Origin of the sequence: Alicyclobacillus sendaiensis NBRC 100866, from assembly GCF_001552675.1 — a bacterium.
GTDB lineage: Bacteria > Bacillota > Bacilli > Alicyclobacillales > Alicyclobacillaceae > Alicyclobacillus > Alicyclobacillus sendaiensis.
The window spans coordinates 1-26,471 of sequence record NZ_BCRQ01000041.1 but is presented as its reverse complement, the minus strand read 5'-3'; the positions used below and the strand labels follow the sequence as shown (position 1 = coordinate 26,471).

At 62.3% G+C, this 26,471-nt stretch carries 29 protein-coding genes and 1 pseudogene; 1 reads left to right on the top strand and 29 read right to left on the bottom strand.

What is annotated here, in order from left to right:
* The 28 genes from AS26_RS09245 to AS26_RS09110 all read right to left on the bottom strand — a co-directional run.
* On the bottom strand, positions 1 to 502 hold a 502-nt coding region (locus AS26_RS09245), incomplete at its 3' end, for a shikimate kinase (RefSeq protein WP_245629699.1).
* Positions 503 to 935: 433 nt separating this feature from the next.
* Entirely contained in the window at positions 936 to 1,340 is a 405-nt protein-coding gene (locus AS26_RS15030) for a hypothetical protein (protein WP_169793484.1), read from the bottom strand.
* Between the two features lie 4 nt (positions 1,341 to 1,344).
* A complete protein-coding gene (locus AS26_RS14430) occupies positions 1,345 to 1,683 on the bottom strand; it encodes a hypothetical protein (RefSeq protein ID WP_062308753.1) in 339 nt (112 codons plus the stop codon).
* Positions 1,680 to 2,153 (bottom strand): pilus assembly FimT family protein, encoded by a 474-nt coding sequence (locus tag AS26_RS09230; protein WP_062308751.1) that lies wholly within the window; start codon positions 2,151 to 2,153, stop codon positions 1,680 to 1,682. Before AS26_RS09230 ends, AS26_RS14430 begins: the two co-directional genes overlap by 4 nt.
* Before the next feature lies 1 nt (position 2,154).
* A complete protein-coding gene (locus tag AS26_RS09225; protein WP_062308749.1) occupies positions 2,155 to 2,523 on the bottom strand; it encodes a competence type IV pilus major pilin ComGC in 369 nt (122 codons plus the stop codon).
* A gap of 21 nt (positions 2,524 to 2,544) precedes the next feature.
* Positions 2,545 to 3,588 (bottom strand): type II secretion system F family protein, encoded by a 1,044-nt coding sequence (locus AS26_RS09220; RefSeq protein ID WP_245629697.1) that lies wholly within the window; start codon positions 3,586 to 3,588, stop codon positions 2,545 to 2,547.
* Positions 3,572 to 4,528 carry an ATPase, T2SS/T4P/T4SS family gene (locus AS26_RS09215; protein ID WP_062308747.1) on the bottom strand — a complete coding sequence of 319 codons (957 nt, stop codon included), beginning with the start codon at positions 4,526 to 4,528 and terminating at the stop codon, positions 3,572 to 3,574. Before AS26_RS09215 ends, AS26_RS09220 begins: the two co-directional genes overlap by 17 nt.
* Positions 4,529 to 4,630: 102 nt before the next feature.
* Complete coding sequence (locus AS26_RS09210; protein WP_083516041.1) at positions 4,631 to 5,068, bottom strand: Mov34/MPN/PAD-1 family protein; 438 nt, start codon at positions 5,066 to 5,068, stop codon at positions 4,631 to 4,633.
* A complete protein-coding gene (obgE, locus tag AS26_RS09205; protein ID WP_062308745.1) occupies positions 5,007 to 6,287 on the bottom strand; it encodes a GTPase ObgE in 1,281 nt (426 codons plus the stop codon). The genes AS26_RS09210 and obgE overlap by 62 nt, the downstream gene beginning before the upstream one ends.
* Before the next feature lie 4 nt (positions 6,288 to 6,291).
* On the bottom strand, positions 6,292 to 6,750 hold the full coding sequence (locus AS26_RS09200; protein ID WP_062308743.1) for a Spo0B domain-containing protein: 459 nt from the start codon (positions 6,748 to 6,750) through the stop codon (positions 6,292 to 6,294).
* Positions 6,751 to 6,825: 75 nt separating this feature from the next.
* Positions 6,826 to 7,131, bottom strand: coding sequence for a 50S ribosomal protein L27 (gene rpmA, locus AS26_RS09195; protein WP_062308740.1), 306 nt, complete (start codon positions 7,129 to 7,131; stop codon positions 6,826 to 6,828).
* Between the two features lie 58 nt (positions 7,132 to 7,189).
* Complete coding sequence (locus tag AS26_RS09190) at positions 7,190 to 7,510, bottom strand: ribosomal-processing cysteine protease Prp (protein ID WP_062308738.1); 321 nt, start codon at positions 7,508 to 7,510, stop codon at positions 7,190 to 7,192.
* On the bottom strand, positions 7,507 to 7,821 hold the full coding sequence (rplU, locus tag AS26_RS09185; protein WP_062308736.1) for a 50S ribosomal protein L21: 315 nt from the start codon (positions 7,819 to 7,821) through the stop codon (positions 7,507 to 7,509). The genes AS26_RS09190 and rplU overlap by 4 nt, the downstream gene beginning before the upstream one ends.
* A 106-nt stretch (positions 7,822 to 7,927) precedes the next feature.
* Complete coding sequence (locus AS26_RS09180) at positions 7,928 to 8,836, bottom strand: M50 family metallopeptidase (RefSeq protein ID WP_062308735.1); 909 nt, start codon at positions 8,834 to 8,836, stop codon at positions 7,928 to 7,930.
* Positions 8,833 to 9,693: a murein hydrolase activator EnvC family protein gene (locus AS26_RS09175; protein ID WP_062308733.1), complete on the bottom strand. Its 861-nt coding sequence runs from the start codon at positions 9,691 to 9,693 to the stop codon at positions 8,833 to 8,835. The genes AS26_RS09180 and AS26_RS09175 overlap by 4 nt, the downstream gene beginning before the upstream one ends.
* Before the next feature lie 60 nt (positions 9,694 to 9,753).
* A complete protein-coding gene (gene minD, locus AS26_RS09170; protein ID WP_062308730.1) occupies positions 9,754 to 10,548 on the bottom strand; it encodes a septum site-determining protein MinD in 795 nt (264 codons plus the stop codon).
* 5 nt (positions 10,549 to 10,553) lie between these two features.
* Positions 10,554 to 11,246 carry a septum site-determining protein MinC gene (locus AS26_RS09165; RefSeq protein WP_062308728.1) on the bottom strand — a complete coding sequence of 231 codons (693 nt, stop codon included), beginning with the start codon at positions 11,244 to 11,246 and terminating at the stop codon, positions 10,554 to 10,556.
* 91 nt (positions 11,247 to 11,337) lie between these two features.
* Positions 11,338 to 11,859: a rod shape-determining protein MreD gene (gene mreD, locus AS26_RS09160; protein ID WP_062308726.1), complete on the bottom strand. Its 522-nt coding sequence runs from the start codon at positions 11,857 to 11,859 to the stop codon at positions 11,338 to 11,340.
* On the bottom strand, positions 11,856 to 12,722 hold the full coding sequence (gene mreC / locus AS26_RS09155) for a rod shape-determining protein MreC (RefSeq protein WP_062308724.1): 867 nt from the start codon (positions 12,720 to 12,722) through the stop codon (positions 11,856 to 11,858). The genes mreD and mreC overlap by 4 nt, the downstream gene beginning before the upstream one ends.
* Before the next feature lie 23 nt (positions 12,723 to 12,745).
* Entirely contained in the window at positions 12,746 to 13,780 is a 1,035-nt protein-coding gene (locus AS26_RS09150) for a rod shape-determining protein (protein WP_062308722.1), read from the bottom strand.
* Positions 13,781 to 13,795: 15 nt separating this feature from the next.
* Positions 13,796 to 14,497 (bottom strand): RadC family protein, encoded by a 702-nt coding sequence (gene radC / locus AS26_RS09145; RefSeq protein ID WP_062308720.1) that lies wholly within the window; start codon positions 14,495 to 14,497, stop codon positions 13,796 to 13,798.
* Positions 14,498 to 14,725: 228 nt separating this feature from the next.
* Positions 14,726 to 15,691 (bottom strand): hypothetical protein, encoded by a 966-nt coding sequence (locus AS26_RS09140; RefSeq protein WP_062308718.1) that lies wholly within the window; start codon positions 15,689 to 15,691, stop codon positions 14,726 to 14,728.
* A gap of 149 nt (positions 15,692 to 15,840) precedes the next feature.
* Positions 15,841 to 17,667: a phospholipase C gene (locus AS26_RS09135; RefSeq protein WP_083516040.1), complete on the bottom strand. Its 1,827-nt coding sequence runs from the start codon at positions 17,665 to 17,667 to the stop codon at positions 15,841 to 15,843.
* 207 nt (positions 17,668 to 17,874) lie between these two features.
* Positions 17,875 to 18,864, bottom strand: a complete 990-nt coding sequence (locus tag AS26_RS09130) for a resuscitation-promoting factor (RefSeq protein WP_062308716.1) — start codon at positions 18,862 to 18,864, stop codon at positions 17,875 to 17,877.
* A gap of 270 nt (positions 18,865 to 19,134) precedes the next feature.
* Positions 19,135 to 20,526, bottom strand: a complete 1,392-nt coding sequence (murC, locus tag AS26_RS09125) for a UDP-N-acetylmuramate--L-alanine ligase (protein WP_062308757.1) — start codon at positions 20,524 to 20,526, stop codon at positions 19,135 to 19,137.
* A 15-nt stretch (positions 20,527 to 20,541) separates the two neighbouring features.
* The gene (locus tag AS26_RS09120; protein ID WP_062308714.1) at positions 20,542 to 21,840 is read right to left on the bottom strand and encodes a bifunctional folylpolyglutamate synthase/dihydrofolate synthase; all 1,299 of its coding nucleotides are present in this window, start codon (positions 21,838 to 21,840) and stop codon (positions 20,542 to 20,544) included.
* Between the two features lie 14 nt (positions 21,841 to 21,854).
* The gene (locus AS26_RS09115) at positions 21,855 to 24,500 is read right to left on the bottom strand and encodes a valine--tRNA ligase (RefSeq protein ID WP_062308711.1); all 2,646 of its coding nucleotides are present in this window, start codon (positions 24,498 to 24,500) and stop codon (positions 21,855 to 21,857) included.
* A 279-nt stretch (positions 24,501 to 24,779) separates the two neighbouring features.
* Positions 24,780 to 25,316, bottom strand: coding sequence for a hypothetical protein (locus AS26_RS09110; RefSeq protein WP_062308708.1), 537 nt, complete (start codon positions 25,314 to 25,316; stop codon positions 24,780 to 24,782).
* Between the two features lie 132 nt (positions 25,317 to 25,448).
* Between AS26_RS09110 and AS26_RS14425 the strand changes: the two genes are divergently transcribed.
* Positions 25,449 to 25,610 carry a hypothetical protein gene (locus AS26_RS14425; protein WP_169793483.1) on the top strand — a complete coding sequence of 54 codons (162 nt, stop codon included), beginning with the start codon at positions 25,449 to 25,451 and terminating at the stop codon, positions 25,608 to 25,610.
* A 76-nt stretch (positions 25,611 to 25,686) separates the two neighbouring features.
* Here AS26_RS14425 and AS26_RS09105 read toward each other — a convergent pair.
* A pseudogene (locus tag AS26_RS09105) lies at positions 25,687 to 26,471 on the bottom strand (hypothetical protein); the annotation flags it as partial.

Below are 26,471 nucleotides of genomic sequence, written 5' to 3'. Positions count from 1 at the left end.
AGATCGATTTCAGGCCACTCGAAATTTCCTCCGCGATCGCTTCAGGGGATTTTCCATCCACATCCACAATCTGCGACGCGATTTCATCGTAAAACGCGCCACGTTCACGGAGCAGGCGCGTGATCCGGTCTTCGAGGGAATGTCCGCGCAACAACGGGCGGTGGTCGGCTTCCCCTCGAAGGCGCTCGGCGAGGGTCGTCGGCTTGGCGCGGAGATAGACGACGTGGAATTGGCTGCGCAGAAGTCGGCGGTTGCGCTCCGCGATCACGACGCCCCCACCTGGCGCCACCACCAAGCGAGAACGGAGAGCGCATCGCGCCAAGCACTCCGACTCGAGTGCGCGAAATGCAGACTCCCCATCCTGCTCAAAGATTTCCGAAATCGTTCTTCCAGCTGTCTCCTGAATGTCGAGGTCGAGATCGACAAATTCAAACCCAAGTCGGCGCGCAAGGACAGGACCCACGGTCGATTTGCCGCATCCCATAAAACCCACCAATGCCACACGCAAGGTCTCCATCACTCCATCATGACCGAGGGCCATTGTCTTGCCACGATACCACGACGCGTGCGCTCGTGTCATACACAAAGGACATTGTATCCGACACGGTGCCCTCTGTCACTCGGATCGAAACGAAGACCTGACTGCCCGAAGTTGAGCTTGTCAGCACCACGGGGTGGCCGGCCACGCGAGCCTGCCATAGGGCCGGCAAGTGTCCCCCGCGCGCTAACACGGCTTCACCCGAGCGAGACAACGCGGATGCAATCGCCCGACACTGGACAAAACGCAAGTTCCTCGCTTCCGCGCGGAGCGCGAGCGAACCCGTCAGCATCGTCGCCGCGGCGACGAGGACGAGACCTGCGGTGCAAGCCAACACATACCACAACACGAACCCGGAAGGTTGATTCGAGCCATAGCGACGGCACATCGTGGATGGTCACCCCGCGTTTCCCACGTCCCACGACAGGCTCTCCCCGTCCTCGGTTTGAACGAATATGGCGAGCAACCAGCCCGACGGAGTAGACTTCTGCGAAGCCCAGAAGGCCCGGACGCCGGTCGCAATCACGGCCGTTCCACCACCAGCCTTGACACGGACGAGCTGGTGGTTGGAATTCAGGTAATAGGTGTAAATGGTTCCACTCATCTCTCGGAGTATGAGGGTTCCACCCAGAGCACTCGCGCCTACGGCCGCGTGAACGTCCTCCAAAGTGAGCCGGCGCACACTGTCCAACACCGCCCAATCTTCGGCCACCTGGTCGACCCGGTCCGCGCCTCTCAGAACGGCGATGGCCGTCATCGAACAAGCGAGAAGGACGAGGGAGGCCACGGCGAGTGATACCATGGTTTCAAGAAGCGAAAATCCCTTGGGTGCACGTCGGGATGACGAGGGTAGGAACGGGATCTCCGCCCGCATCCAGCGTGATCGTCTGATCCTGACATGCCGCAGCCTGCGCATCGGGCACTTGTGTCCAGTGGACCGTGTACACGCGACCGCCCTCCTGCACGGTCTGGGGAACCGAACCGCCATGCATCACATCCTCCATGACGCGTATCTCCGCGGCTTCAATGGATTGGAGAGAAATGGATTTCTCCAAAACGAGGTAAGCGTGGGTCTGGGACATCCAGATGGCCGGAATCAGCACCGCCAACATCAGCACGGCAAACAGGTTTTCCCACAGTGTCACGCAGTCCACCCTCCCGTCTGCCACCCCGTACCCATGTACAGGCGCACATCGTCTTCGCGTTGCCCGTCCGTCAACCGAATCACGCCAGCCACCTGTGCGTTGCCGAGATTGTCGTACGAGATGACGTGGACAGGCAGCTGAAGGTACCCGTCGACGTAATTGACGCCGACCGCAAACGCGTCCGACTCGAGCGTCTGAGTCCCTTGGAGGAGGCGATAGCCGGTGTCGTAGGGATCGAGCCACACCATGGTGAAGGTATCGCTCGTGGAAGCCAGATTTTGCATGGCCCGCATCTGGGCCAACAGGGTGAAAGCCGTTGCTCTCAGCGCCATGCCCCTCTCCAACGAGACCAGGCAGCCCGTCAGCATTGCGATGGAGATCGTGGAAATGGAGACGACCATCATGACCTCAAGCAGCGAGAACCCGCCGCGATTGTCCCTGGAAAAGCGGAGGGCCAACACGCGCTCCATCCTACATCCCTCCGGGAGACAGGCATGTCACGGTGACGTTGTTCGCGTCCGCATCCTGGATGACGTAATTGCCGGACAGTGCATCGTTCGAAAGCAGGCCGTCGGAGACGAGGGTCTGAATTTGTTGCACCGTATTCCCAGTGGGCAATTGCCCGTGGATCAGCTGGTATTCGGCCAAGGCTGCGGATATGGTCCGCACATTGCCTGCGCACGCCGTGTTTTGAGCTCGTCCAGACGCGCGCAACAGCTGTGGCGTGATCATCACCACTAGAATGCCGATGATCACGACGGCGATCATGATCTCGATCAGGCTGAACCCCGTGATGCTTGTCCGCGAGCGACGAACGTCTACGCCCGGAATGCCACCCATCTCATCACACCTCCAAGGACATCACGACAGGCGCGCAATGGCCTGGTACATAGGAACCATCAGGCTATACACCAAGACACCGACCACAAGCCCCATCAAGCCCACCGCGACGGGCTCGGCCACCTGTGCAAGCGACTCTAAGCGGTGTGTAATATCCCACTGCATGATGCGCTGCCCTTCCCGCAGCCGGTCCGCCACCTCGCCCGTCACCTCGCCCACCTCGACAAGTGTGAGAAAGAGAGGATCGAGCATCTGCCCCATGGCCGCGAACGCTTCCGTGAGGGAAGTACCTTGCCGAAGTCGCTCGTCGACCTCCCTCACGTGACGCCCGAAATCGCCACGGCGGCCAGCCATCCACGCCACGGCATCCCACGCTCCGATTCCGGCCTCAAGTTGCGAGGCGAGTTGGTCTGCGAGTCGCTCGGTGCGAATTCGGCGAACGAGCCGCTCGAACGGCGGACGAACGGGAGCGGATGGGAAACGGCGCTTGACCAGGTGGACCAAGGGAACGGATAGAAGCGCCAAGGTGACGAATACCAAGCACGCGATCGAGATGGTCGTGGGCGTCACACCTTGGTGGCGTGCAGCTCCCGGCGTCAAAGATGCCAGTTTCTGAAGCGTTGGAAGGACCGCGATGATCATGAACCCAAAGAGCCCGTACGTGCCGCACAACAGGATGAAGGGATAGGTCAACTGCTTCACGAGCGCCTGGCGCCATCGGACGCGATCCATGGTGCGCGCTGCAACGCGCTCCATCCCCTCCGCAAACGCCCCGGCTCGCTCGGCCGCCGCAAGACTCATCCAGTCCATCTCTCGAATCCAATCGGAGAACGCGTCCACCAAAGGCTGACCCCGCTCCACCTGTTGGAGTACCGCTTCGCATAGAGCCGCGCCGACGTACCCGCCACTCGAACGCAGTGTGGCAGCGGCCAAACGGACATCGACGCCCGACTGCAGCATTCGCGAAAACGCCATCAACCACAACGCCGTCTCGCGCTCGATGTGAGGCATGCGAGCCAGGCGCATCAGCACGCGACGGCGGATCATCCTAATGCGCCGACGCAAAGCCCTTCCCCACCCTCGACGTTCGCGTAAGTCGCCCGGAGACTCTGTGCGCCCGGTCTTCATGGGGGAATAACCGTTCGACACCTAAGGCGCGATAGGTTCGGCCGCCATGACCTGCGGACTCGACAAACACGACCCCGCTTAGCACCTCTTCCAAGACGGACGCAGGAACCCCGAAGTCGAGAAAGCGCGACGTGACGCCCATTGGCCTGCGCGCGTGAACCGTCGCAATCACGAGCCTCCCTGTCATCGCGGCGCGACATGCGGCCGCCGCCGAGACCTCGTCTCGCACCTCGCCGATGAAGATGGCATCGGGGTCCTGCCTGACCATCGCGCGGAGCGCCACATCAAACGTGAGTCCTTGCTTTTCCTGAATTTCTATCTGGCGGCATCCAGGGACGCGAACTTCTACAGGATCCTCGAGCGTCAACACGGTCCGGCTCTGACTGAGCAAGTGCTCCAACATCGCGTACGCCATCGTGGTTTTCCCGGCGCCCGTGCGCCCCGCCAGCGCGATCAAGCCACTATCGCGCTGCAACCAGCCCAAAACGCGAGACAGCGACTCGTGAGAGAGGCCAAGATCTTGGAGGGGGTGCCCTGAAACCCCCGCATGAAACAGGCGCAAGACGACAGACTCGCCGCCAAAGATCGGGACGGATGAGGCGCGAATATGGGCGACTTTCCCGTCTGCCATCCACTGAAAGCTGCCTTCCTGTGGCAGGTGCCGGACCGTGACATCCATGCGTCCCAACGCCTTAAGGCGCCGAACCGTTTCCTCGGAATAGGCGATGCCACTCATGAACGGCACCATTTTGCCTCCGACGCGAAACGAGACTTCCAAGTGTCCGTTGACCAAATACAGGTGGACATCGCTCGCACCGGCGCGAATCGCTGCGCAGAGCAGCGCGTCGACGACCTGAACCGCCGCGAATCGATCCATGCCTACCACGCTCCCTTCGCTGCAAGAATTCGCGAAGCGAGCGTGATATCCTGTTTTCTGGAAGTTATCTTTCTGATGATTTTGTAAAACAGGCAGGGATGATCAAGACCTATTGTCGGAAGACGCCGTCCATTCGTACTGGGCAATGGCGACGTGTGGGCCGGACGGCGCAAGCAGAAGGAGACGTTTGGAGGTCCAATGAAGGGCGTGATCGCGACGACTTGGCCGCAATCGCCCTCCCGGATGACTGTGATAGGTGGCCCAAATCTCGATACCCCGATGCTCCAGGATGGTCAACGTCTCGACCCAGAGGCGGGGATGGACCGCGAATCCCATGGCGCTCGCCGTGGTGGGCAGCGCCATGGCCCACGTCCGCCCGCCGTGGATCACAAGGAGTCCAGCACATTCGAGAGGCATTGATTGCCAAACCTGCGTCTCCAAAGCCGGCCTCAGTTCTTCGGGAAACGACGGTGGAACCTCAATCCACAAAGTCGAACACCATATCCCCAATGCGGATGACGTCGCCGTCCTTCGCGCCATGGGCGCGCAGGGCGTCGTCCACGCCGCGCATTTGCATGATGCGCTGGAATCGCTTCACAGCGTCGTACTGATCGAAGTTGGTCATCTGGACGAGCTTTTCGATCTCCGAGTGCTCGACCACAAAGACGCCATCCTCTTTCCGAATCGTGAGGGGAACCTCTTCCGCCAGGCGATAAACTCTGTGCGCCGATTCGTCCGCTGGCGCGACGTTCGCCGAGTGAGGCACCGGGGTTGCTTGCACCAGTTCATAGAGCCGCTCAGCAAACGGCCGAAGCCCTTCGTGCGTCACGCCGGAGATGGGAAAGATCTCAAGCTCCGGATAGGCGGAGCGAAAGCGCGCCAGGTGCTCCATGGCCTGAGGCAGATCCATTTTGTTGGCCGCGACGACGCGAGGCCTGTTGGCAAGTTCGGCACTGTATTGGGCGAGCTCGTCTTCGATCACGCGGTAGTCTGCGACGGGATCGCGCCCGTCGACAGCCGCCATATCGATGACGTGAACCAGCACCCTGGTCCGCTCAATGTGACGCAGAAACTGGTGTCCGAGCCCGCGGCCCTCGTGAGCGCCCTCGATCAGCCCCGGCAAATCGGCCATGACGAACGAACGCCCGTCCGAGAGTTCGACCACGCCGAGCTCGGGGTGCAGCGTAGTAAAGGGGTATGCCCCCACCTTGGGCTCGGCGCGCGTCATGGCGCGAAGCAAGGTGGATTTTCCCACCGACGGATAGCCCACGAGGCCGACGTCCGCCAGCACCCGAAGTTCGAGACCAATCACGCGCTCCTCTCCGGGCTCCCCCTTCTCGGCGATTTCAGGCGCCTTGCGAACGGAATTCGCGAAATGCGCATTTCCGCGCCCTCCGCGGCCGCCTCTCGCCACCACGAGCCGGTCTCCTGGCTGCACGAGGTCTCCCAGAAATTCTCCCGTGTTCCGATCGCGCACGAGGGTCCCAGGAGGAACCTTGATCACGAGATCCTCGCCGTCCGCCCCGTGTCGCTTCGCTGGCCCCCCTGGTTCGCCGGATTTGGCCTTGAAGTGACGCTGATACCGGAAGTCGACGAGCGTGCGGAGCCCCTCGTCCACCACGAGGACCACATCGCCACCGCGGCCACCGTCGCCGCCGGCGGGGCCACCTCGCGGCACATACTTCTCGCGGCGCCACGACACAATGCCGTTGCCACCGTTGCCGCCTTTCACGTAAATCACCGCGTGGTCGACGAACACGCCGTCACCCCCTTGCAAAGTCAACCTGTGGATAACGATCTCGCCAGTCCGCCATCCCCAGCTCGGGAGCGTCCCACTCAACCCGGAGCGTTGTTGCGCCAATCCTGAGCTTGACCCGCAGGGACCGCCCCTCAGTGGCGAGCTGCGCCTCGAGTTCAGTCAAGAAGGCCATCCATTGCTCTACCGCATCGCCTTCAGGCGCATGCTCCACCACGATATCCGCCACGACGACGTGAGGGCAGCCCGCCAACACCCACACGAGAGGCTCCGCGCTCGAGAAAACCGCCTGCTGCACGCGGCCGAGCGACTGCAGCCATTCGGCGAGCCGATCAATGGCCGCCATCGCGCGTTCGCTCCGATTCATTTGAATGAGGGCTCGGATGATCTGCAGTTCATTCAGGACGTCATGGCGATGACGGCGAAACGCCTCGAGCACGGTGCCGTGCTCCAAGCCTTGAGGCACGGACTTCCCTCCTTCAACAGAAAAGAGGCAATCTGGAGCGCTGTTGCGCACAGACTGCCTCGCCGCAGACTTTCGTCACTTGCCGACGACTTCCGCCTCGCTCGCGACAGGATACACGCTGACGCGCTTCTTTCCCTTGCCAAAGCGCTCGAAGCGCACTTGGCCCGTGATCTTTGCGAACAGCGTGTCGTCCTTTCCAATACCGACGTTGCGGCCCGGGTGAATCTTGGTGCCCCGCTGCCGAACGAGGATGCTGCCGGCGTGCACGACCTTGCCGTCCGGCTCTTTGACACCCAGTCGCTTCGAGATGCTGTCGCGGCCGTTCCGCGTAGAGGAAGCGCCCTTCTTGTGCGCAAAGCGTTGCAAATTCAGTCGCAACATCATGGATCATCCTTTCCGTCGTCCTTCTATCGCATGCGGAGCGGACGGGAGATGCCGGTCAGCGCGCACGAACGTGCCGAATGCGCACATGATCCGGGTACTGCTCCGCCACCTGTTCAATGCCAAACACCATACTGTCGAACAACAGCTTCGCGCGTGGGTTGAGCGATGGGGGAAAGCGACAGGACAATTCATCGCCCCGGTCCCGAACCTCGAGCGGGGTGTCCGCAAACCGCTCTGCCGAGTTAATGAAATTGTACACTAACACGCTGACGGCGGCGCAGACGATGTCGTTTCCGGGATCCGCATAACCCGCGTGCCCACGAACGCGAAAGCCCAAGACCCCCTCATGGCGTAAGAGGACCTCCAGCTCAATCATGCGAGCTGAATGGACTCCACCGTGAGCTTCGTGTACGGCTGACGATGACCTTGCTTCTTATGGTGGTTCTTCTTCGGCTTGTACTTGAACACGACGATCTTTTTGCCTCGGCCGTGTTCAACCACCTTGGCGACGACTTTCGCGCCTGGCACGTACGGCGAGCCCACCTGAACCTGGCCTTCGTTCTGAACGAGAAGGACCTTGTCCAAGACGACTTCCGCCCCAACCTCACCATCCAGTTTCTCGACGATCAGGGTATCGCCCTGGCTCACCTTGTACTGCTTCCCGCCAGTTTCTACAATTGCATACATCCGACAACGCTCCTTCACTCAGACTCGCTGCTTCGGCAGGCTGCCCTGCAGGCAACCTTTAAGAGCCGACGGCATGCGGTTACAGTGATGCACTCCATGCAGTGTATCACAACTTCGAAGCGCCCACAACACCCGAATCCGAGAGCTCCCCGATGGGCGTCTCCCATTTGCCGGAAAACACGGCTTCGACAATCTCCCACTCCTCGACGATGCCCACAACTCTGCCCTGGTCATCCGTCACATACACGAGATGCACGCGATTCGGCGCAAACTGCCCCACCACATGGCGAATGGGCGTATTCACTCGCGCCACAAGCGAGCGCGCGCGCACGACCGGTTTGGATTGTCTGCGTTTCATATCCAAAAAGCGAACGATATCCACGCGCACCTCCCTCAGCCCCTGCCACGCCGAAACAGCGAGAAACAGGCCGAGGACAAGCGCGCCGATATGCGGCCGCCCAGCCAAAAACGCCATGATGCCGAGCAGTACGAGCAACGCTGCGATCACGAAGCCCATCCGATATGCCCCTTCCGTCGCACGCGCGTACCCCACGCTGCGACTTCGGCTCGCCCGCCATAGCCGCCCCCCGTCCAGCGGTAGACATGGAAGCAGGTTGAAGATCGCCAACCACAAATTGAGCGCCACCCAGGCCCGGTAGGCTTCCGACGACGACACGCCGCTCGCCGCGAGTGCGAGACCTAGCCATCCCAGACCAAGGTTCACCAACGGACCTGCAATGGCGACCATGGCTTCGTGACGGGGGACACAGCCCAGGTTGCCGTTCGCAACCTTCACGACGCCGCCGAACGGCAAAAGCTCAATGGCTTCAACCCGATATCCCAGCGCGCGCGCCACGGCCGCGTGACCCAGTTCGTGCAGGAGAACGCAGAGGAAGAGGATCGCGACCTGGAGCGCCAGGTGGGCGACACACGCGGCCAAGGCCGACAACACAAAGAGCGGGTGAAGATTCACCCGCACTCTCTGCCGCGCGCTCCCCGCTCTACCGGACGTCATGCGGGGCCTCCTGAAAACACAATCCACCGCTGCGGATTTTCGAACTTCCCGTTCTTCTCCAAAGCAAAGCGAAACACAGGATGAGCCGGGCGTTTGGGCAGGGTTCCGATCTCCTGCCCGGCGAGGACGATATCGTCCGGGTGGACCGTGACGGAACCCAAGCCTCCGTACAACGCGATCCCGTCCACGCCGTGGTCGATCTTCACCAGGTATGTGTCACCCGTCGGATACACGCCCACCACGGTGCCAGGTGCCGCAGCCTGCACCGGATCACCAGCATCCCCCTCCACGAAAACTTCCGGATGGTTCGGGCCATAACCCTGGATCACGCGGCCAAAGACGGGCGCCCGCATGGCGGCGACGGCGCCGAGCGAAAGGGGACGGACGTGGAGCGAGGCTAACAGGCGGTCCAGAGTAGGCTGGACGCGATTCGTATAGTCCACATCGAACGCACCCACAGCATGGGCGGCGACGGCCGACGGAACCCTGGGATCGTGCTCGAGCGCGTAGCCTGCCGCCACGAGAACCAGCGCACCGAAGAGCTGCGAGGTCAACCGAGGCGTTGCGCGCGCCGCTTTCTGTTTTCCGGTGGAATGAGGCTGAAATCCGCGAGCGGATCTTGCGGAGACCCATCGCACCGGCCGAACCCAGGCCGCGCTCTCCACCTGCCGAATTCCCCCGTCGTCATCCGCTACACCGTATGGGGAGAGCGGCGATTCCGGCCAGTCGTCGCCGTTCGGATCGCCAGTCGTCCATCGGCTGGGGGCCTGACGAGCAGAATCGTCAGAACCGTTTGAATCGTCCGCTTGAGAAGGATCTCGTCGTTTCCACGGCCAGGCTGCGAGATTTCGTGGCATACCCGTCCTCCTCTCACCTCATCTGTACGCGACCATGAGGACAGGTATGCACGAGTCTTGTCAGCGGCCGCCCACCCACTTGCGCAGTCGACCCCAGAGTCCCGATTTCTCCTCAAGGTGCATGAGCGGGACGGACTCGCCGAGGATCCGCCGCGCGATGTTGCGATACGCCGTCGCCGCAGGGACGGACGTGTCCAAGACGACGGGTTCGCCGCGGTTGCTGTTTCGGATGACCCGCTCGTCATCTGGGATCACGCCGAGCAAATCGCAACCCAAGACCTGGACAATCTCGTCGATATCCAACATGTCTCCGCGCTTCACCATGTCGGGCCGTATGCGATTGACGACCAGCCTCGGCTCTCCGACCTTATCCCGTTCCAACAGCCCAAGCACGCGGTCCGCGTCCCGCACCGCCGTGTGTTCCGGAGTTGTGACGACGATGGCCATGTCTGCCGGCGCCACAGCCACCCGAAAGCCTTCCTCGATGCCCGCAGGACAGTCGATCATGACGAAATCAAACGACTGCTTGAGTTCATTCACCAACTCCACCATCTTGTCGACCGAGAGCGCACGCTTGTCCTTGGTCTGCGCGGCCGGCAACAACACGAGGTGTTCGAACCGCTTGTCGCGGATGAGCGCCTGTTCGAGTCGGCAGTCGCCGTTGGCCACATCGACGATGTCATAGATGATCCGATTCTCGAGCCCCATCACGACGTCCAGGTTTCGGAGCCCAATGTCGGCATCCACCATACAGACCTTTTTCCCAAGCAGGGCGAGCGCCGTTGACACGTTGGCCGTCGTCGTGGTCTTGCCGACACCGCCTTTGCCGGATGTCATCACGATTGCGGTGCCCACTCGCTTCACCTCCGCTCGTCTCGACCGGAACGTTTTCGGATTTTGTGCCACGGGAGAAAGTACTTCATTTCCGCCACACGCATCTCTCGGCCTTCCAAATAGGCGTACTCCATCGTCGCGCGCATTTGGGGCGCACGGCTCACCACGTCCGCGATGCGAATCTGCATCGGCGCAAACTCCGCGGCCGCGACGACGGCTGTTTCATCTCCGCCCACGCCGGCGTGCGCGATGCCGAGAAGACGCCCAAACACATAGATGTCTCCCGTTGCCTCCACCACGGCGCTCGGGTTCACGTCGCCGATAATCACCACATCCCCGTCGAAGGACAGGGGTTGTCCCGATCGCACCAAGCCGTGATAGATGTGCTGCGCGCGCGCGTCGCGATGACGGCGCGAGGTATCGCGCACTTCTTTCGCGCTGCCCCACGCTCGGACCAGGAAGTTGTCTCGCTTCCGGAACACGTCGAGAATGCGCCAAGTCTCCTGGGGGGTCAGGGCTCGCTTGCCGTAATCCACGTACACGTCCACAGTGGGGCCTTCGAACAGCTTGCCGGTTTCGCCAGTGATGAGGGTTTCAAGATACGCGCAGATTTGATCCACATCCGCTCGCTCATCGAGCAAAAACGTGAGACCTTCTCGCGTACCCTTCACCGTCACCGGCGGCCTATGATCCATCAGCGGCTCACTTTCTAAAATCAACGGCTGCTCCCTCCAGGATGGCGCGATCGCCCAACAGGCAATATTCGCCCTGAATTCGCCGATTTCCTTCCCGTCGATGAAATCAGCGAGTTCAGGGCGAATCCCCGGAATGCAAGGCGTCGTACCCGCGCCGTCGAGGGCGGGTGAACCATGCCCTGTACAACGGATACAAGGCGAGCGCGACCACGCCGTTGACCATCATCGCCTGAAGCGACGCGGACATAGCGTACTGAATGGAGTCGCTGGTCAATTCGAACAAGCGCATAAACCCGTAGGTCAACCACGAGTGTACAAAGCTGACGCCCATCGTCGTTAGAAAGGCAATGGCAAGGTTCTTCTGCATGAACTGACTGAAAACCGCGGCCGCCATGTAGGCGGTCAAGCCGTAGGCGAACGCGTTCAGTCCGATGAACGGCCCGTAGCAGACGTCCTGGATGAGCCCAATCGCAATTCCAAACACCATCGCCAAGTTTGCGCCTCGAAACAGCGCCAACAGCACGAGGATCACCAGCACGAAGTCCGGATGAATGGCGTCCATCGGCGGAATCTCGAATAGCGTGGCCTGGAGGATGAGTCCCACCCACAGCGTCAGGAACGCGATCGCGGCCTTCACGGTGAACTCCCCTGTTCTCGCACGACGAATACGTCCTGTAAAAAGTCCATCTGCGCAGCCGGCTGGACAATCGCCGATTTCGCGGTGTTGTGCGCTCCGTAGATCACCTTGGTGATGGTTCCGATCACGAGTCCCCGCGGGAAGACGTCGCCAAGCCCCGAGGTCACGACTTCATCCCCCACCAGTTGCGAGGCGGGCAATTGAATGATCTGGCCGAGGAAGTCCAGATTGAGCTCTCCCGGGCTCGTCGCGGACCCCGTGATGACGCCAAACGGCTGCATGTGACTGGCCTCCACGAGAGCGGAGACGCCATCGCCCAGTTCGGTGTCGGTGATGAGCACCACCCTTGCGCTATGCGCGCTCACCGTGTCCACGCGCCCCACGAGGCTGCCGTCCGGTGCAACGACGGCCATGTTCGGCTGCACACCGTCCGCGCTACCCACGTCGATGGTGAGCGACGAGTTCCACTCAGACGGTTCGCGCCCCACGACCCTGGCCGGGATCTCATGCAGCTGACTCACCGTGCGGCGATAGAAGTGGAGCATGGTCTCCAGGCGCTGATTCTCCGCTTGCGCATCGGCGAGTTCGGCGCGCAGAGCTTGGTAGTTCTCCATCTCCTGTTTCAGCGCCGCGTTCTCTTCGTACATTTGACGGAGATTCGACAGACCCGCAAAAAACCCCGTCAGCTTGCTCACCGGCCGATACACGATTCCGGATACAGCGCTCTGGATGTCCATCAACACACGCTCTGGAAAGGTCGCTCGGCGTCCCGTCTGCGACAGCGTCAGTCCTGCGATGATCATGAGGACAATGAGGCTGCCGAGGATCAAGAACAGCCGGCGACTTGTCAAATATCGGGACACGGGTATCCCTCTTCTCCGTCACCTTACGCCCGGCCTTGGGCGCGCCGCATGGCGGCCGAGCGTTTGCGGTACACGTCGTAATTGTCCAGCGCCTTCCCCGTACCGATGGCCACGCAGTCGAGCGGGTTCTCTGCGACGAGCACGGGCATGCCTGTTTCCCGAGACAGCCGCTTGTCGAGGTTGCGGAGCAGCGCGCCGCCGCCCGTCAGGACGATGCCGCGGTCCATGATATCTGCAGCCAACTCCGGAGGGGACTTCTCCAGTGTCACTTTCACCGCATCCACGATGGCGAGCACGGTATCGGACAGCGCTTCGCTGATCTCCTTCGACGTGATGGTCACGTTGCGGGGCAAGCCAGTCAACAGATCTCGGCCGCGGATTTCCATGGAACGCTCCTCGTCGAGATCGTCAGCTGCCCCAATCTGAATCTTGAGGTCCTCAGCTGTCCGCTCGCCGATCATCAAATTGTACGTCTTCTTCACGTATTGAATAATGGCCTCGTCCATTTCATCGCCTGCCACGCGAATCGACTTCGACGTGACAATGCCGCCCAACGAGATAATGGCCACCTCCGTCGTGCCGCCGCCAATGTCCACCACCATCGATCCCGTCGGCTCACCGACTGGCAACCCCGCGCCGATGGCGGCAGCCATCGGCTCCTCAATCACCTGGGCGTCCTTGGCGCCCGCCTCCAGGGCGGCGTCTTCGACCGCCCGCCGCTCGACGGCGGTGATGCCGGACGGAACGCTGATCATCACGCGCGGCTTGCCGGACCACGACGACTTCGTCTTCATCGCCTGGCGGATGAAATGGCGCAGCATGGCCGAGGTGGTCTGAAAGTCGGCGATCACGCCGTCTTTCATCGGCCGAACCGCCACAATGTTCCCCGGCGTGCGCCCGATCATCTGCTTCGCCTCGGCGCCGACCGCCTCAATGCTGCCGGTGTCGGTGCGGATGGCGACGACCGAAGGCTCGCGGACGACAATGCCCTTGCCCTTCACATACACCAGCGTGTTCGCCGTACCCAAGTCAACACCCATATCTCTCACGGAAAACATTCCACGCGACTCCTCTCATGAAGTAGAATCCAGGTACCCTTCCGCGCGCAAACTGACAAATCGACCGTCGCCAATCACGATGTGGTCCAGCACCTCGATGCCGAGCACCCGTCCCGCCTCGACGAGACGCTTCGTGACCGCAATATCTTCAGGGCTTGGAGATGGGTCGCCACTGGGGTGATTATGTATGCACAAGATGCTCGAAGCGCTGATGCGGATCGCGCGGCGAAAGATTTCGCGCGGATGTACGATAGAAGCATCCAGGCTGCCCACGGACGACGTATCTTCAGCCAGGACCCGATGCTTCGTGTCCAAAAGAAGAGTTACAAAATGTTCCTTTTTAAGATACCTCAGTCGGTCCATCACATACTTTGCGGCGTCTTCGGCTGTGCGGATTTGCTGTCTCTCCCCCGGCGGCTTTCGGGCGACGCGGCGGCCTAGCTCCACCGCGGCCGCAATTTGAACGGCTTTCGCCGGCCCAATGCCAGGGACGCTCAACAGCTCCGCTACTTCGAGGTCCGCAAGCCGGTCGAGATCACCCAGATATCGGCAGAGCGACTGCGCGATCTCGTACACGTTTTGCTTGCCGTTGCCGGACTGCATGATGCAGGCCAAGAGCTCGTCCACGCGCAGCGCGCTCGGCCCAAGCCGCATCAGGCGCTCGCGCGGGCCATCCTCCAACTCCGATGCCACACACACGTCCCAGTCCACGTTCATCCCACCTCGTCTCCCATGGATGCCCTGAGCATACGGAAACGGGCGGAATGCGACAAACGGCTGCGGTAAAAATGATGGTACGGCAGTTGAAAACCCAAAAAAAGGGTCCGGTGCGTCCGGACGGATCAGAAACGCTGCCAAACCTGCTACCGCTCGCGGCAGGCTTCGCCGGTTCTCACCGGGGGCATACCGCGACGGTACTATTGTGAACATGTTCGACACCGTTCGTCAATGCCCCATTTTCGACAACTCGACGATGCCCGGCCATCCGCACAGGTGGAGCCAGTCGTTCAAGGCGCGCACCGCCTGCGATTCGCATCGCTGCACGTCACCCGCACTCACCGAGATCCGCATGGCCTTCAGCGCCTGGTACAGATCCCACCCAACGCGGCCCTCACCATTCGGCCATCGAATCCAGGTCTCCTTTGGGATGGCGAGCGCGTTCGCCAGCGCTCGCTCGGCATCCGCCTGCCTCCCCCCGTCGGCCGCCCAAGACACGGCCGCCAACAAGGCGCTTTCCGCGAAGGCGAGCGCATTTTCGTCCTGACTGACCACACCAGGAGGAAGGGCACCGGGAAGCGCAACAGCTCCGGCCTGCAGACGAAGCGCGCGCATCTCGTAGTCGCCAGACTGCGAGTGGGTCGCTTGCAACACGTGGCGAATGCCGACAGCCGTCAGCGCGAGCCACGGTGAGCCCCCAGGCGCTCGCGTCGGCACGGCCACCTCGATGGACAACCCGGGATACGCCACGCTCGTCGAAGGGCCGACCATGCCGCGGGTTGACCATGCGCGCGCCTCCGTTGGCATGGCCGGCGCGCGTGCCACGGGTGTGGCAAGCTGATGAAACGCCACGAGTGCCAAGGAGCCGAGCATCATCCCGCTCGCCAATCCTGTCTTGAGCCCGGCTTGAAATCGACCTTCCCTCGGCGGAAGGACCCACGCTCGCGCGGCCGCGAAGACCCGATTCAAGCGCGAACACGAAGGGGTCGGCGCGCGCGCCTCTTCGATCCGCGCGCGCATCGCGGCGAGGGTGATGGGTGGATGGCGCCGCTCGATGCGAAGCACCGGTTCGACCGCCTCCGAGGCGGTGCCGCCGTTCGAGACGGTCCACGTCTGCGTTCCCATGCGGACGCGAACCGTGTGCGACGGCGACTGGCGACTTCCGTGGTTGGGTGTTGGGCTCGATGGGTTCAACTTGACCGCCTCCCGGCCCGTTCGCGTCGTGATCACGGCTAGTCTATGAGCCGGGGGCGAGACGTATGCAAGGTTCGAGAGATTCGGTAGAGGCAAAGCCCCTGCGCGCGAGCGCTCTGCATGAGAGACGCGCGCCAGGGGCCAAAAGTTCAAGGCGTGTCCTGTGGGGAGAAAAGATAGAACGTGAGATTCCCTGCGGTGTAGGTATGCATCTGGGCTCCGATAAGCGGATCGATCTCGTCCACGGGCACCATCCACACGCCGCCGGACCGCATCAAGGGCGCCTTCAGGTGAACCGGCTGCCCGTCGACGGTGACCTTGCCGGAGCGCTCGTCGATGGCGACATCGTGACCTTCATACGAGAATCGGGCCACTCCGTTCGCCTCGCGCAGGACCACGTCGAGGTTCTGCGCGTAGTGATTCAAACTCAAATACGCGATCCCATGCACCACCTGCGGCTCGACATCCGGCGTCACCGGCTCACCGGTCGAGGGGTCCAGAAAGACAGGCGGGTTGTGCAGGTGCCAGTCGAACATGTTCATGAGCGATCCGGCCAGCGTGTCGTAGGACGCCGGTCCGAGTGAACCCAGGCGCCAGTTTTGCTCGATGAATTTGAGTACCGAGGTCTGATCAATCAGGGTGTTGTCCACGAAATTGTGTTTGGCGTACGGCGAGATGACGAGGAAGGGCACACGAGGGCCGTAGCCCGCGCGGTCCGTTCCGTTTTGCAGCACCGGCTTGCCGCCAAGGACGTCGACGGCCGGATCGTTCGAACCGTTGACGAGCGGCGGCATGACGTGATCATACCAGCCGTCCGAATCGTCGTAGGTGATGATGATGGCGGTCGAGGACCAATCCGGCGACGCCTCAATCTGGTTGATGGTCTGCACCAACCAACGCTGTTCGTCCAGCGGATCGGAATAACCGGCATGGCCGTCCTCGTATTCTGGCGCCTTGAGAAAACTGACCGCTGGCATGTTTCCGTTCTGGAGCGCCATGAAGAAGTCCGTGATGTCGTACTGATGGTTGGCCTGGTCCGTCCGCCCGATCATCGACACGCTGGATGGCGGCAGATGATGGGGATTCGCAGTGGAAGCATAGTACTGGAACGGTTCGTGGTGCGCGCTGTAGTCGGTGGTCTCGTCCGTGCCGGCGATGTTCATGTCCTTCGCGTTGGGATTGGCGAAGCCGCCTTGGAACCATCCCCACGTGACGCCCTTCGCATTGAGGAGATCGCCGATGTTTTTGCCGGACATGGCCATGGTCATGCCTTTGGAGGCACTGTCGTAGTAGGGATCGATGTCACCGATATCGACGCCATTTTGCGTCACCACGTTGGCGGGGAAATTTTTGCTGCCCGGCTGTACCACTTGGGCCGTGCCCGTCGTCTCGTTGGACGAATAGACGGTGGCTCCGGCGGTGTCCCCCGAGATGAGGTTGATGGCGCCCGGCGTGGACGGCCCGTACTGCGTGCAGTACGCATTGTCGTTCAAGGCGAAATGTTGCGCGTAGTACCACAGCGCGGTCACCGTGTTGCCGTCGTAATAGTCGAGATCGATGGGGTTCCCGCGCCCCACGGTGTTGATGAAATTGTCCATACGGCCGCCGTCGACCGACTGCTGCTCAGTCGTGTAGTTGTGGTTCATATCCGGCGTGACGGCCTGCGACCGGTCCAGGCGCTCCGGGTTCGAGCCGTTCGGGTTGTTGGTGAGCAAACTGCCCGAAAGGCCGTTGACACTCGGCGTGTCCGGCGCCGCGTAGAAAGGCGGTTCACCCGCGGGGTTGGCGGCGTTCGGGTATGTACCGAAGTAGTGGTCGAAGGATACGTTTTCGTCGAAGATGACCACGAGGTGATGAATCGGCGTCGCCGTCGGGGCGGTCGACGAGACCGCGTCGCTGGCGAGCGCTTGCGGCGACATGGCCGTCAGCATGGCCACAGACGCAGCCAAAACAGGAGACCATCGTCTGGCTTTCACAGTGGCTGAACCCCCTCCCCTTATGGTTCCACGAGGCGAATGTAACCGGGAATTGTTGAAAGATCATGAATCTCGCGTGAAAGGAGCGAAAAGATTTTGTCTTGATCCAACGGTCATCTTCTAAGCGCCCGTTTCGCAAAAACGAGCAAAAAGAGATGGGGGCAGCTGCCCCCATCTCACCCTTACCCCTATGCCGTGTTTTGCGATTTACCTTAGGACGTACACCGTGATGGTGCGGGCCCCCCACGCATCCGCCTGCGCCACGGAGGCCATGCAGATGTCGATCCGGTCGCCCACGATAGCCGAACCGGTGTCGGCCGCGACACAGACGCCAATCCCCGGAATGTACACTCGGGATCCGAGCGGGATGACGCGCGGATCGACGGCAATCACACCCGGTTGGGCCGGGACCCCCGTTGCGGTGGTGCCACCGGCCACATAGGCGGTGGCGACAACCGTCAGCGCTTCGCGGATGAGCCCTGGATCTGGATTGGACGATCTCGTGGCGAGCGTCGCCTGCACAGGCTTCGGCTTGGCGGTTCCGACCTCGACCACCGCATCGATGGGTTCCCGCACGACCCGTTTGACCACCCGCGTGGCAATGCACTTGCCATCCCGATAGACGCGCGTCGTCTGAACTTGCAGCAACCCTTTCACACCGTGCGTCACGTATTGGACATGCCCTCGAAGGAGTTCGCTCGTGGTGCGACGTATGGTCTGAAACGGTATTTCCTGCGTCTCGGTGGTGGTCTCCGTCACGTAACGGTGAATCTCGATGGTCTCGCCTTGCAAAATGGCGTCCGTCGCCTTGACGTTCATCCGATCCTGCGGGGTGAGCGCAATGTGCTCCTCCCTCAAGAGCTCTCCCACGGTCCGGGCAAACGTGTAGACCGTTTCCGCCTTCCCTTCGACGTCCAAAGTCACTTCCTTGGGCGTTTCGATGGTCACGATCTCGCCATTGACGACCGAGCTATCGAGCGCCGGGCTGACGCGGTCCCTCTTGTCGATGTGGACTCCGTGTTGCTCCAAGAATTCTTCCAAGGTTCCGGTCGAAAACCCACGCAACACCTTGCGCTGCCCATTGTCTGACACCGTGATGGTCTTGTAGGTGCTGGCCACCGCTGTGCCCGCACCGCCAAAGCCGACGGCTGCCGCCGTCACGGCCGCCACCACGGCTTTCGACTTTGGTAGACGCACTCCCTCACCTCTTTCCGTTTTCTTCCTTACGGATAGGGGGTCGGGCTGCGGACAGTATAACGAGATCGCGGCGGGATTGCAAACCACGTTCTGTAAGCGCATTCTTCGCCGCTTTCTCGGCAGCCTGAAAGCTTGATTCTAGTCTATAGAAAAGGCTATGACGGATGGACAGGAAACATGTCGACGCCGGCGCAGAGATTTTCGGGCAAAATCGACAAAGGCGGCGCGATCGGCTCACCCGATCCCGCCGCCCTTTCGGCCGAAGTCCCTTCACACGAGCGCCTGTCGCTCCGGAATCTGCAGGACGCCCGCCAGCCCCTTGGCGACTTTCCACACGTCTCCCGCGCCCATGACCAAGACGAGATCGCCCGGCCGCACACTTTGCACCAGGTATTCAATCACGTCTTCGTGCGTCGGAATGTAGCGCGTGTTCGGATTGCTCATGCGCGCGATCTCGCTCGCGAGCCTCGCCGCAGACACGCCGTCGATTTTGCGCTCACCGGCCGGCGAGTAGATGTCGCAGAGAATGACCTCGTCGGCTTCCCCGAACGCCTTTGCAAACTCCTCGAACAAAAAGAACGTGCGCGTGTACCGCTGTGGCTGAAACACCGCCACAATCCGCCGGCCCGTGGACTTCGCCGCGGCGATGGTGGCGCGAATCTCCGTCGGATGGTGGGCATAGTCGTCGACAATCAACACGCCGCCCACCTCTGCCACCACTTGAAACCGGCGCTTCGCACCGTGAAACTTCGCCAGCGCCTGCGCCGCGGCTTCGAAGGAGAGCCCGACCTCCATGCAGACCGCGATGGCGGCAAGCGCGTTCAGCACGTTGTGCCGGCCGGGCAGCGCGAGTTGCAGCGTGCCGACGAAATCCCCGCCGATGTAGACGTCGGACCGTGAGGCGCGATCGCCGAGTTCCACGTGCCGCGGGGTGATGTCGGCGTCCTCCGCGAATCCGTAGGTCACGACTCGACAACGCGCAGCCGACCGAAGTTCGCGGAGCTTCTCGTCATCCGCGGACATCACCAAGAGACCTTCTGGCAGAATCTGGCGGATGAACGTCTCGTAGGCTCGGACGAGGTTCTCGAACTTGCCGTCATAATGCTCGAGGTGATCTGCCTCGACGTTGGTGACCACCGCGATGCTCGGCCGATAGTGAAGAAACGATCCGTCCGACTCATCGGCTTCCGCGACGACAAACGGCCCCTTGCCGGCCTTCGCGTTGTCCCCGAGATCTGCCACAACGCCGCCGACGACGAACGTCGGGTCGAGGCCGTTTTGCTCCATCGCGTACGCGATCATCGACGTCGTGGTGGTCTTGCCGTGGGCGCCTGTCACCGCAATGCCGACGCGATCGTCCATCAAACGCGCCAGCATCTCGCTCCGGTGAATCACCGGGATCTGAAGTGCCCGCGCCGCCTGGAGTTCCACGTTGTCCGGCTTGACGGCCGTGCTGTGGACCACAATGTCCGCGCCCTGGACGTGTTCAGGGCGATGTCCGTAATAGACCGTAGCCCCGCGCGACGCCAGCTTCTCCGTGAGCTCGTGTCGCGACACATCCGATCCCGACACTCGATATCCCAAATCCAGCATGACCCGCGCGATGGCGCTCATGCCGTAACCGCCGATCCCGACGAAGTGCACATGTTCCGAACCGCGCACGCGCCTCACCGTCCTTTACTGCCATTCCTCTGCACCCAGTGCAGTGATAGTGTTCCGCGCCAACTCCGCCATATACAAATTTCCCCAAATCACAATCGGCTCGGGGCCCGCCAACGCTTCTTGAATCGCATCCTCAATCGACGGCATCACGTGAATCGAAACGTCCGGCCGGATCTCGCGCGCGAGAGACGCCAACTTCCGCGGGTCCGCCCCCCGCGGATGAGGCGATTGCAAAATCAGCAGGGAGCCCGCCAAGGGCAGCATGTGTGCGAGCATGGCCCGCACGTCCTTGTCGGCGAACGCCGCAAACACCATGCGCCACCGGCTCGCGCCCCACGCTTTGCCCAAGCGCCGAAGCGTTCGAGCGAGCGTGCGCGCGCCTTCTTCGTTGTGCGCTCCGTCGATCACGACTCGGCGCCCTCCGATGTCAAACACCTCACATCGGAGCGGCCAGCGCACCCGCGCGAGCGACGCCAGTGCGCGTTCCCAGTCCGCTTCTGCAATGCGCCCTTCGCCGGCTTCCAACATCGCGAGACCCACAGCGGCGTTCTGCGCCTGGTGCTCCCCCACGAGCCCCAGGCGGACCATCGGCGCGTCCCGGAACAGCCCCCGGTAGGCACCGCGCAGGCGTCCGTCCGCGCCCGTGATGGTGAACTGCACCTCGCGACCGACGCGAACGAGCTTCGATCCCAGCCGTGCCGCCGTGCGCTCTATCACACCGTACGCGCCATCCGCACACGCGGTGACTACCGGCACGCCCGGCTTCACAATCCCCGCCTTTTCCCGCGCGATGTCGACAAGGGTTGGCCCGAGGATGTCGACGTGATCGTACGACACATTGGTGATGCCGGTCACCTGCGGCCAGACCACGTTCGTGGCGTCCAGACGGCCGCCGAGCCCCGTTTCCCAGACCACGCGCTCGACACCGGCCGACCGAAAAGCGAGCAGCGCGACCGCGGTCAGGACCTCGAACTCCGTCGGCGGATCGGCGGCGTCGGCCGCGCGACGCACCGCGTCGACGTGTTCGGCGAACGCAGACTCGGAAATCGGCGCACCGTCGACCGCGACTCGCCCGTTGAAGCCCCCCATGCCGGGCGACGTGTACAGCCCGGTTCGGTACCCCAGAGCCTGAAGCATCGCGGCGAGCATCGCGCAAACCGAGCCCTTGCCGTTGGTGCCTGCGACGTGATAGAAGCGCAAACCGTCTTCCGGGTGACCCAACTTCGACAAAATCCGACGCATCCGGTCAAGGCCCGGCTTCATGCCGAACCTCCGGAGCGTGCCGATGTAGCGAACGGCCTCCTCGTACCGCATGTCCGTCCCGCCCTTTACCCCTCGAGCGACGCCATGCGCTCCTCGACCGCCGAGAGCTTCGCCCGATAATCCGCAAGTTTCTCCCGCTCTTGGGCGACGACCTCCTGAGGCGCGCGTTGGACGAAGTTTGCGTTCGCAAGTTTCTTCTCCAGGCGTTCGACTTCGCCCTTGAGACGATTCGCTTCTTTCTTCAATCGCTCGCGCTCCGCGTCCATATCGATGAGGCCCGCGAGCGGGATGTAGATCTTCGCCCCGGTGACCACCTGGACCGCGGCCTGCTTGGGCGGTTCGATCCCGGCCTCGACGTCCACCCGCTCCGCGTTGCAGAAACGCGCAATCATCTCGGTGACCTGATTCACCACACCTCGGACGCCTTCCGTATCGCATCCAATGACGATGGGCACCGAGGTCTTCGGGGGAATCTGAAGCTCCGAGCGCACGTTTCGCACCGCGCGAATGATCTCCATGGCCGCGCGCATCTGCTCCACAGCGCGCTCGTCCACCGGCAGGTCCGCCGCATCCGGCCACACGGCGTCGATCAACATACCTGTAGTGTTCGGCAGCGCCTGCCAAATCTCCTCTGTGATGAACGGAATATAGGGATGTAAAAGCGCCAACACGCGCGAGAGCACGGTGATGAGCACCGTCTGGGTCTGCCGCTTCTTCTCGGCGTGATCGCCGTACAAGTTGATCTTGGCGAACTCGATGTACCAGTCGCAGAACTCGTCCCACGTGAACTCGTACACCGCGCGCGCCGCTTCCCCGACATCGTAGTCCTCGAGAGCCGAGGTGGCGCGGCGGATGGTCTCGCCAAGCCGGTGCAGGATGAAGCGATCGGCGAGATCGAGCGAAGGCGCGTCGAGCGGCACCGGCGAAAAGCCCTCGTCGAGATTCATCAACACGAATCGGGCGGCGTTCCAGAGCTTATTCAGGAAGTTTCGGGCTCCCTCGACCTTCTCCCACGAGAAGCGAAGGTCGTTGCCAAGGACGGTGTTCGACGCCAGCATGAAGCGGAGCGCGTCCGCGCCGTACTTGTCGATCACGTCCATCGGATCGATGCCATTGCCCTTCGACTTCGACATCTTCTGGCCCTTGGCGTCCCGCAAGAGGCCGTGCAAAAGCACCGTTTGAAACGGCATCTGGCCCGTGAAGTGCACGCCCATGAAGGCCATGCGCGCCACCCAGAAGAAGAGGATGTCATATCCCGTCACGAGCAGGCTCGTCGGGTAGAAGCGGGCGAGATCGGGCGTACGTTCGGGCCATCCCATCGTGGAAAACGGCCAGAGCGCCGAAGAGAACCAGGTGTCGAGCACGTCTTCGTCTTGCTGCACATCCTGCGATCCGCAGTGGAGGCAGTGGTCGAGATCGTCCCGGGAAACGGACACCTGCCCGCAGGCGCCGCAGTACCAGGCCGGGATGCGATGGCCCCACCAGAGCTGGCGGGAGATGCACCAGTCGCGCACGTTGGTGAGCCACTGTTCAAACACCTTCATGAACCGATCCGGCAAGAAGCGGAGCTCTCCCCTGCGCGCGCGCTCGAGCGTATCTTGGGCGAGCGGCTCCATGCGCACGAACCACTGCTCCGACAGATACGGCTCGACGACCGTGCCACATCGGTCGCAGTGGCCCACGGCGTGATCGAGTGGTTCCTCCTTGACGAGATAGCCTTCCTCGCGCAGGGCCTCGACCACCCGCTCGCGGCCCTCCTCGCGCGACAGGCCGGCGAACCGCCCGGCGAGATCGGTCAGGCGCCCGTCCTGGTCCAGGCAGACGAGCGAGGGGAGGTGGTGTCGCTCGCCGACCTCGAAGTCGTTCGGATCGTGCGCGGGCGTGATTTTGAGGCAGCCGGTCCCGAAGTCCCGCTCCACGTAGGTGTCCGCGATGACGGGGATGGTGCGATCCGTCAGCGGGAGCCGAATTGTCTTCCCGACATACGAAGCGTATCGCTCGTCGTCCGGGTGCACGGCGACCGCCACATCCGCGAACATGGTCTCGGGGCGCGTGGTGGCGATGACGAGGTGGCCCGAGCCGTCTTCGAGCGGGTAGCGCACGTGGTACAGGACGCCGGGCTCCTCGATATGCTCCACCTCGATGTCGGAGAGCGCGGTGCGACAGCGGGGACACCAGTTGATGATGCGATTGCCGCGATAGATGAGCCCTTCCTCGTACAGGCGGACGAACACCTCGCGCACGGCGCGCGACAGGCCGGGATCCATGGTGAACCGCTCGCGAGACCAATCGCACGACGCGCCGAGCGAACGGATCTGGCTCGTGATGGTGCCCCCGTACTGCTCCTTCCACGCCCAGACGCGCTCTACGAACGCCTCGCGGCCGAGATCGTAGCGCGACTTCCCTTCCTCCTCGCGCAAGACCTGCTCGACGCGCGCCTGCGTGGCAATACCCGCGTGGTCCGTGCCGGGGACCCAAAGGGTCGAATACCCTTGCATGCGGCGAAAGCGCGTGGCGATATCCTGCAGCGTGGTGTCGAGCGCGTGGCCGAGGTGCAGCACGCCTGTCACGTTCGGCGGGGGCATCACGATGGAAAAGGTCCCCCGAGCGCCCTCGCGAGGGGCGAAATGGCCGCCGCGCTCCCACACCTCGTAGATACGCGATTCGACGGACTTGGGATCATACACCGTGGAGAGCGTTCGTTCGGTCATGTGAATCCTCCTCGTCTCATGGAAAAGAGCCCTCAGTCCTTCAGGACGGAGGGCTCCGCGATACCACCTGAATTCCCCGCGCCAAACCGCCCGGGGCACTCGAACATCGATAACGGGATGACCGGCACGGCTCCAGGACGACCTTCAAGCGGCCGGAAGGGGCGCGGTTCCAGCACTCAGCCCGCCCTCTCTGGACAACCGGCGACGCCCTACTCCTTCCCTTCTTCGCCTTGGCGTATGGGATCTGGTACGTATAGTACGCAACCCGGGAATTGGTTGTCAAGATTTCGGCCGCCGGCCGCGCCCACGGCGCTTCTTCTTTCGATGGATACGCACGCGCGGCCGCTCGTCCCCCTCCGCACGCCGCGTCTCGGCTTCCTTTTGCGCTCGCTGAGCCGCGAGCTCGGCTCTGCGCCGCTCCGACCAGTCCGTCGTCCAACCGTACAGCCAAGCGAAGAGGAGCGCGACGACAAAGGTCATCGCGTTCTGCAACAGGAAGGCGCGCTCCTCTCCGTGCGCGATGACGGCGTGGGTCTCGGCGTAGCCGAGCGTGAACTGAAACAAGAAGCCCAACAGATAGCTCACCGCGGCCACCGCGAGGCCGTTCAGGCTCCGCTTCTCCTTGGCGCGCTGCACCACCAGGACCACGGCGATGAGCGTGCCAAGCTCACCCGTGAAGAAAAACGAATACCTGCCTCCGGACGCGTAATACGCGATGCATTCCAGCACGGCGACCGCGACGACCGTCAACAGGTCGAACCGCCAGTACCAACCGCGCCACACGCCCGTCTTCCAAGCGTTCCCTGTCGACTCCAACCGACTTCCTCCAGACCTGCCGCGAATGTGGACGACCCTATGTTATCAGATCGAACGCGCTGTGCATACTCGAAGACCACTCCGTCCAACGGCCGCATATATATGTATCGGCTCAGTGAGGAGGTCGGCTCCGTGGGGTTGTTTCAAAATTTGCTCCGCTTCGTGAAACTGCTGCTCGCCCTCGCCATTTTGCTGTTGTTTTTCAGGGCCATTTTCTGGCCAAGCGCGCTCGATCTCCTGATCCTCATGCTGTTATTCCTCGTGTTTTTCCTCATGTTCATTGGCGCGCCCTGACACCACATCCTGACGCAAAACGCGGGAACCGCGACCTTGGCCACGATTCCCGCGCGTTCCCTTGCGCATCCCTGGATCAATTGAGTTGAACGACCTTTTGAATCGTCACCCGCCGTTCGGGAACCAGGAGAGCCATCCCCGGCTCAACAGGGCCCTGAAGCCACGGGTTCGCTCGCTCGAGCTCGCTCGGCAGACAGCCACACCGTTCCGCCACCGTCTCCAGCGTCTCGTTTTCCAACACGATGACAAAGCGCAGCGTGTGGCGCGGCTCCGGCGCGTTGAAGTCGACAAACGACCACAGCTTTTTGTTCTGCGGCTTTGGCGCCTCGCTCTCGGGGCGCGCCGCCTCCGCTTCGGTGAGCGCCGCACCCTCCGTCGACACCTGCCCCTCGGTGCGAGCTTCCTCCTGGGCAAAAACGGCCTCCTTGTCCTCCTGACCCGATGCGAAGAACGAGACCTTGGGCGTCTTATCCTCCGCCAAAACCTCACCTAAGTCACGCTCAGCGGAATCCTTAGCGGAATCCTCAGCGGAATCCTCGGCGGAATCCTCGGATCGCGTGGCAACGCCCTGGACCTCCTTCGCAGCTTCGCCCGCATCGGCTTCACCGGCCGCCTCGAGCACCACGTCATCCACCTGGTGCACAAAGTCGAATGACGCCACGGGAGCTTGGGAGGCCAACAGGGGATCGTCCGAGGCCACGGGCTCCAGCAACGCCCCCTCCTCCGCCGCTTGTTGAGGAGCCGCATCCGGCAAGAACCGGTCAAACTCGGCGAGATTGCGCTGCACCGCCGGCAACCCCTCGTCCGCGTCGCCAGCGGACACGCTCTGGGACTCCGCACCACCGCGCGCCTCGCTCACCA

What these genes read in the sequence shown, in the direction of transcription:
- AS26_RS15030 (WP_169793484.1), bottom strand. Translation starts at nt 1,340, where the DNA reads ATGGTATCACTCGCCGTGGCCTCCCTCGTCCTTCTCGCTTGTTCGATG.
- AS26_RS09230 (WP_062308751.1), bottom strand. Translation starts at nt 2,153, where the DNA reads ATGGAGCGCGTGTTGGCCCTCCGCTTTTCCAGGGACAATCGCGGCGGG.
- AS26_RS09225 (WP_062308749.1), bottom strand. Translation starts at nt 2,523, where the DNA reads ATGGGTGGCATTCCGGGCGTAGACGTTCGTCGCTCGCGGACAAGCATC.
- AS26_RS09215 (WP_062308747.1), bottom strand. Translation starts at nt 4,528, where the DNA reads ATGGATCGATTCGCGGCGGTTCAGGTCGTCGACGCGCTGCTCTGCGCA.
- AS26_RS09210 (WP_083516041.1), bottom strand. Translation starts at nt 5,068, where the DNA reads ATGGCGCGAAGGACGGCGACGTCATCCGCATTGGGGATATGGTGTTCG.
- rpmA (WP_062308740.1), bottom strand. Translation starts at nt 7,131, where the DNA reads ATGTTGCGACTGAATTTGCAACGCTTTGCGCACAAGAAGGGCGCTTCC.
- AS26_RS09190 (WP_062308738.1), bottom strand. Translation starts at nt 7,510, where the DNA reads ATGATTGAGCTGGAGGTCCTCTTACGCCATGAGGGGGTCTTGGGCTTT.
- rplU (WP_062308736.1), bottom strand. Translation starts at nt 7,821, where the DNA reads ATGTATGCAATTGTAGAAACTGGCGGGAAGCAGTACAAGGTGAGCCAG.
- AS26_RS09180 (WP_062308735.1), bottom strand. Translation starts at nt 8,836, where the DNA reads ATGACGTCCGGTAGAGCGGGGAGCGCGCGGCAGAGAGTGCGGGTGAAT.
- AS26_RS09175 (WP_062308733.1), bottom strand. Translation starts at nt 9,693, where the DNA reads ATGCCACGAAATCTCGCAGCCTGGCCGTGGAAACGACGAGATCCTTCT.
- AS26_RS09150 (WP_062308722.1), bottom strand. Translation starts at nt 13,780, where the DNA reads ATGTTTTCCGTGAGAGATATGGGTGTTGACTTGGGTACGGCGAACACG.
- radC (WP_062308720.1), bottom strand. Translation starts at nt 14,497, where the DNA reads ATGAACGTGGACTGGGACGTGTGTGTGGCATCGGAGTTGGAGGATGGC.
- AS26_RS09120 (WP_062308714.1), bottom strand. Translation starts at nt 21,840, where the DNA reads ATGCGGTACGAGGAGGCCGTTCGCTACATCGGCACGCTCCGGAGGTTC.
- AS26_RS09115 (WP_062308711.1), bottom strand. Translation starts at nt 24,500, where the DNA reads ATGACCGAACGAACGCTCTCCACGGTGTATGATCCCAAGTCCGTCGAA.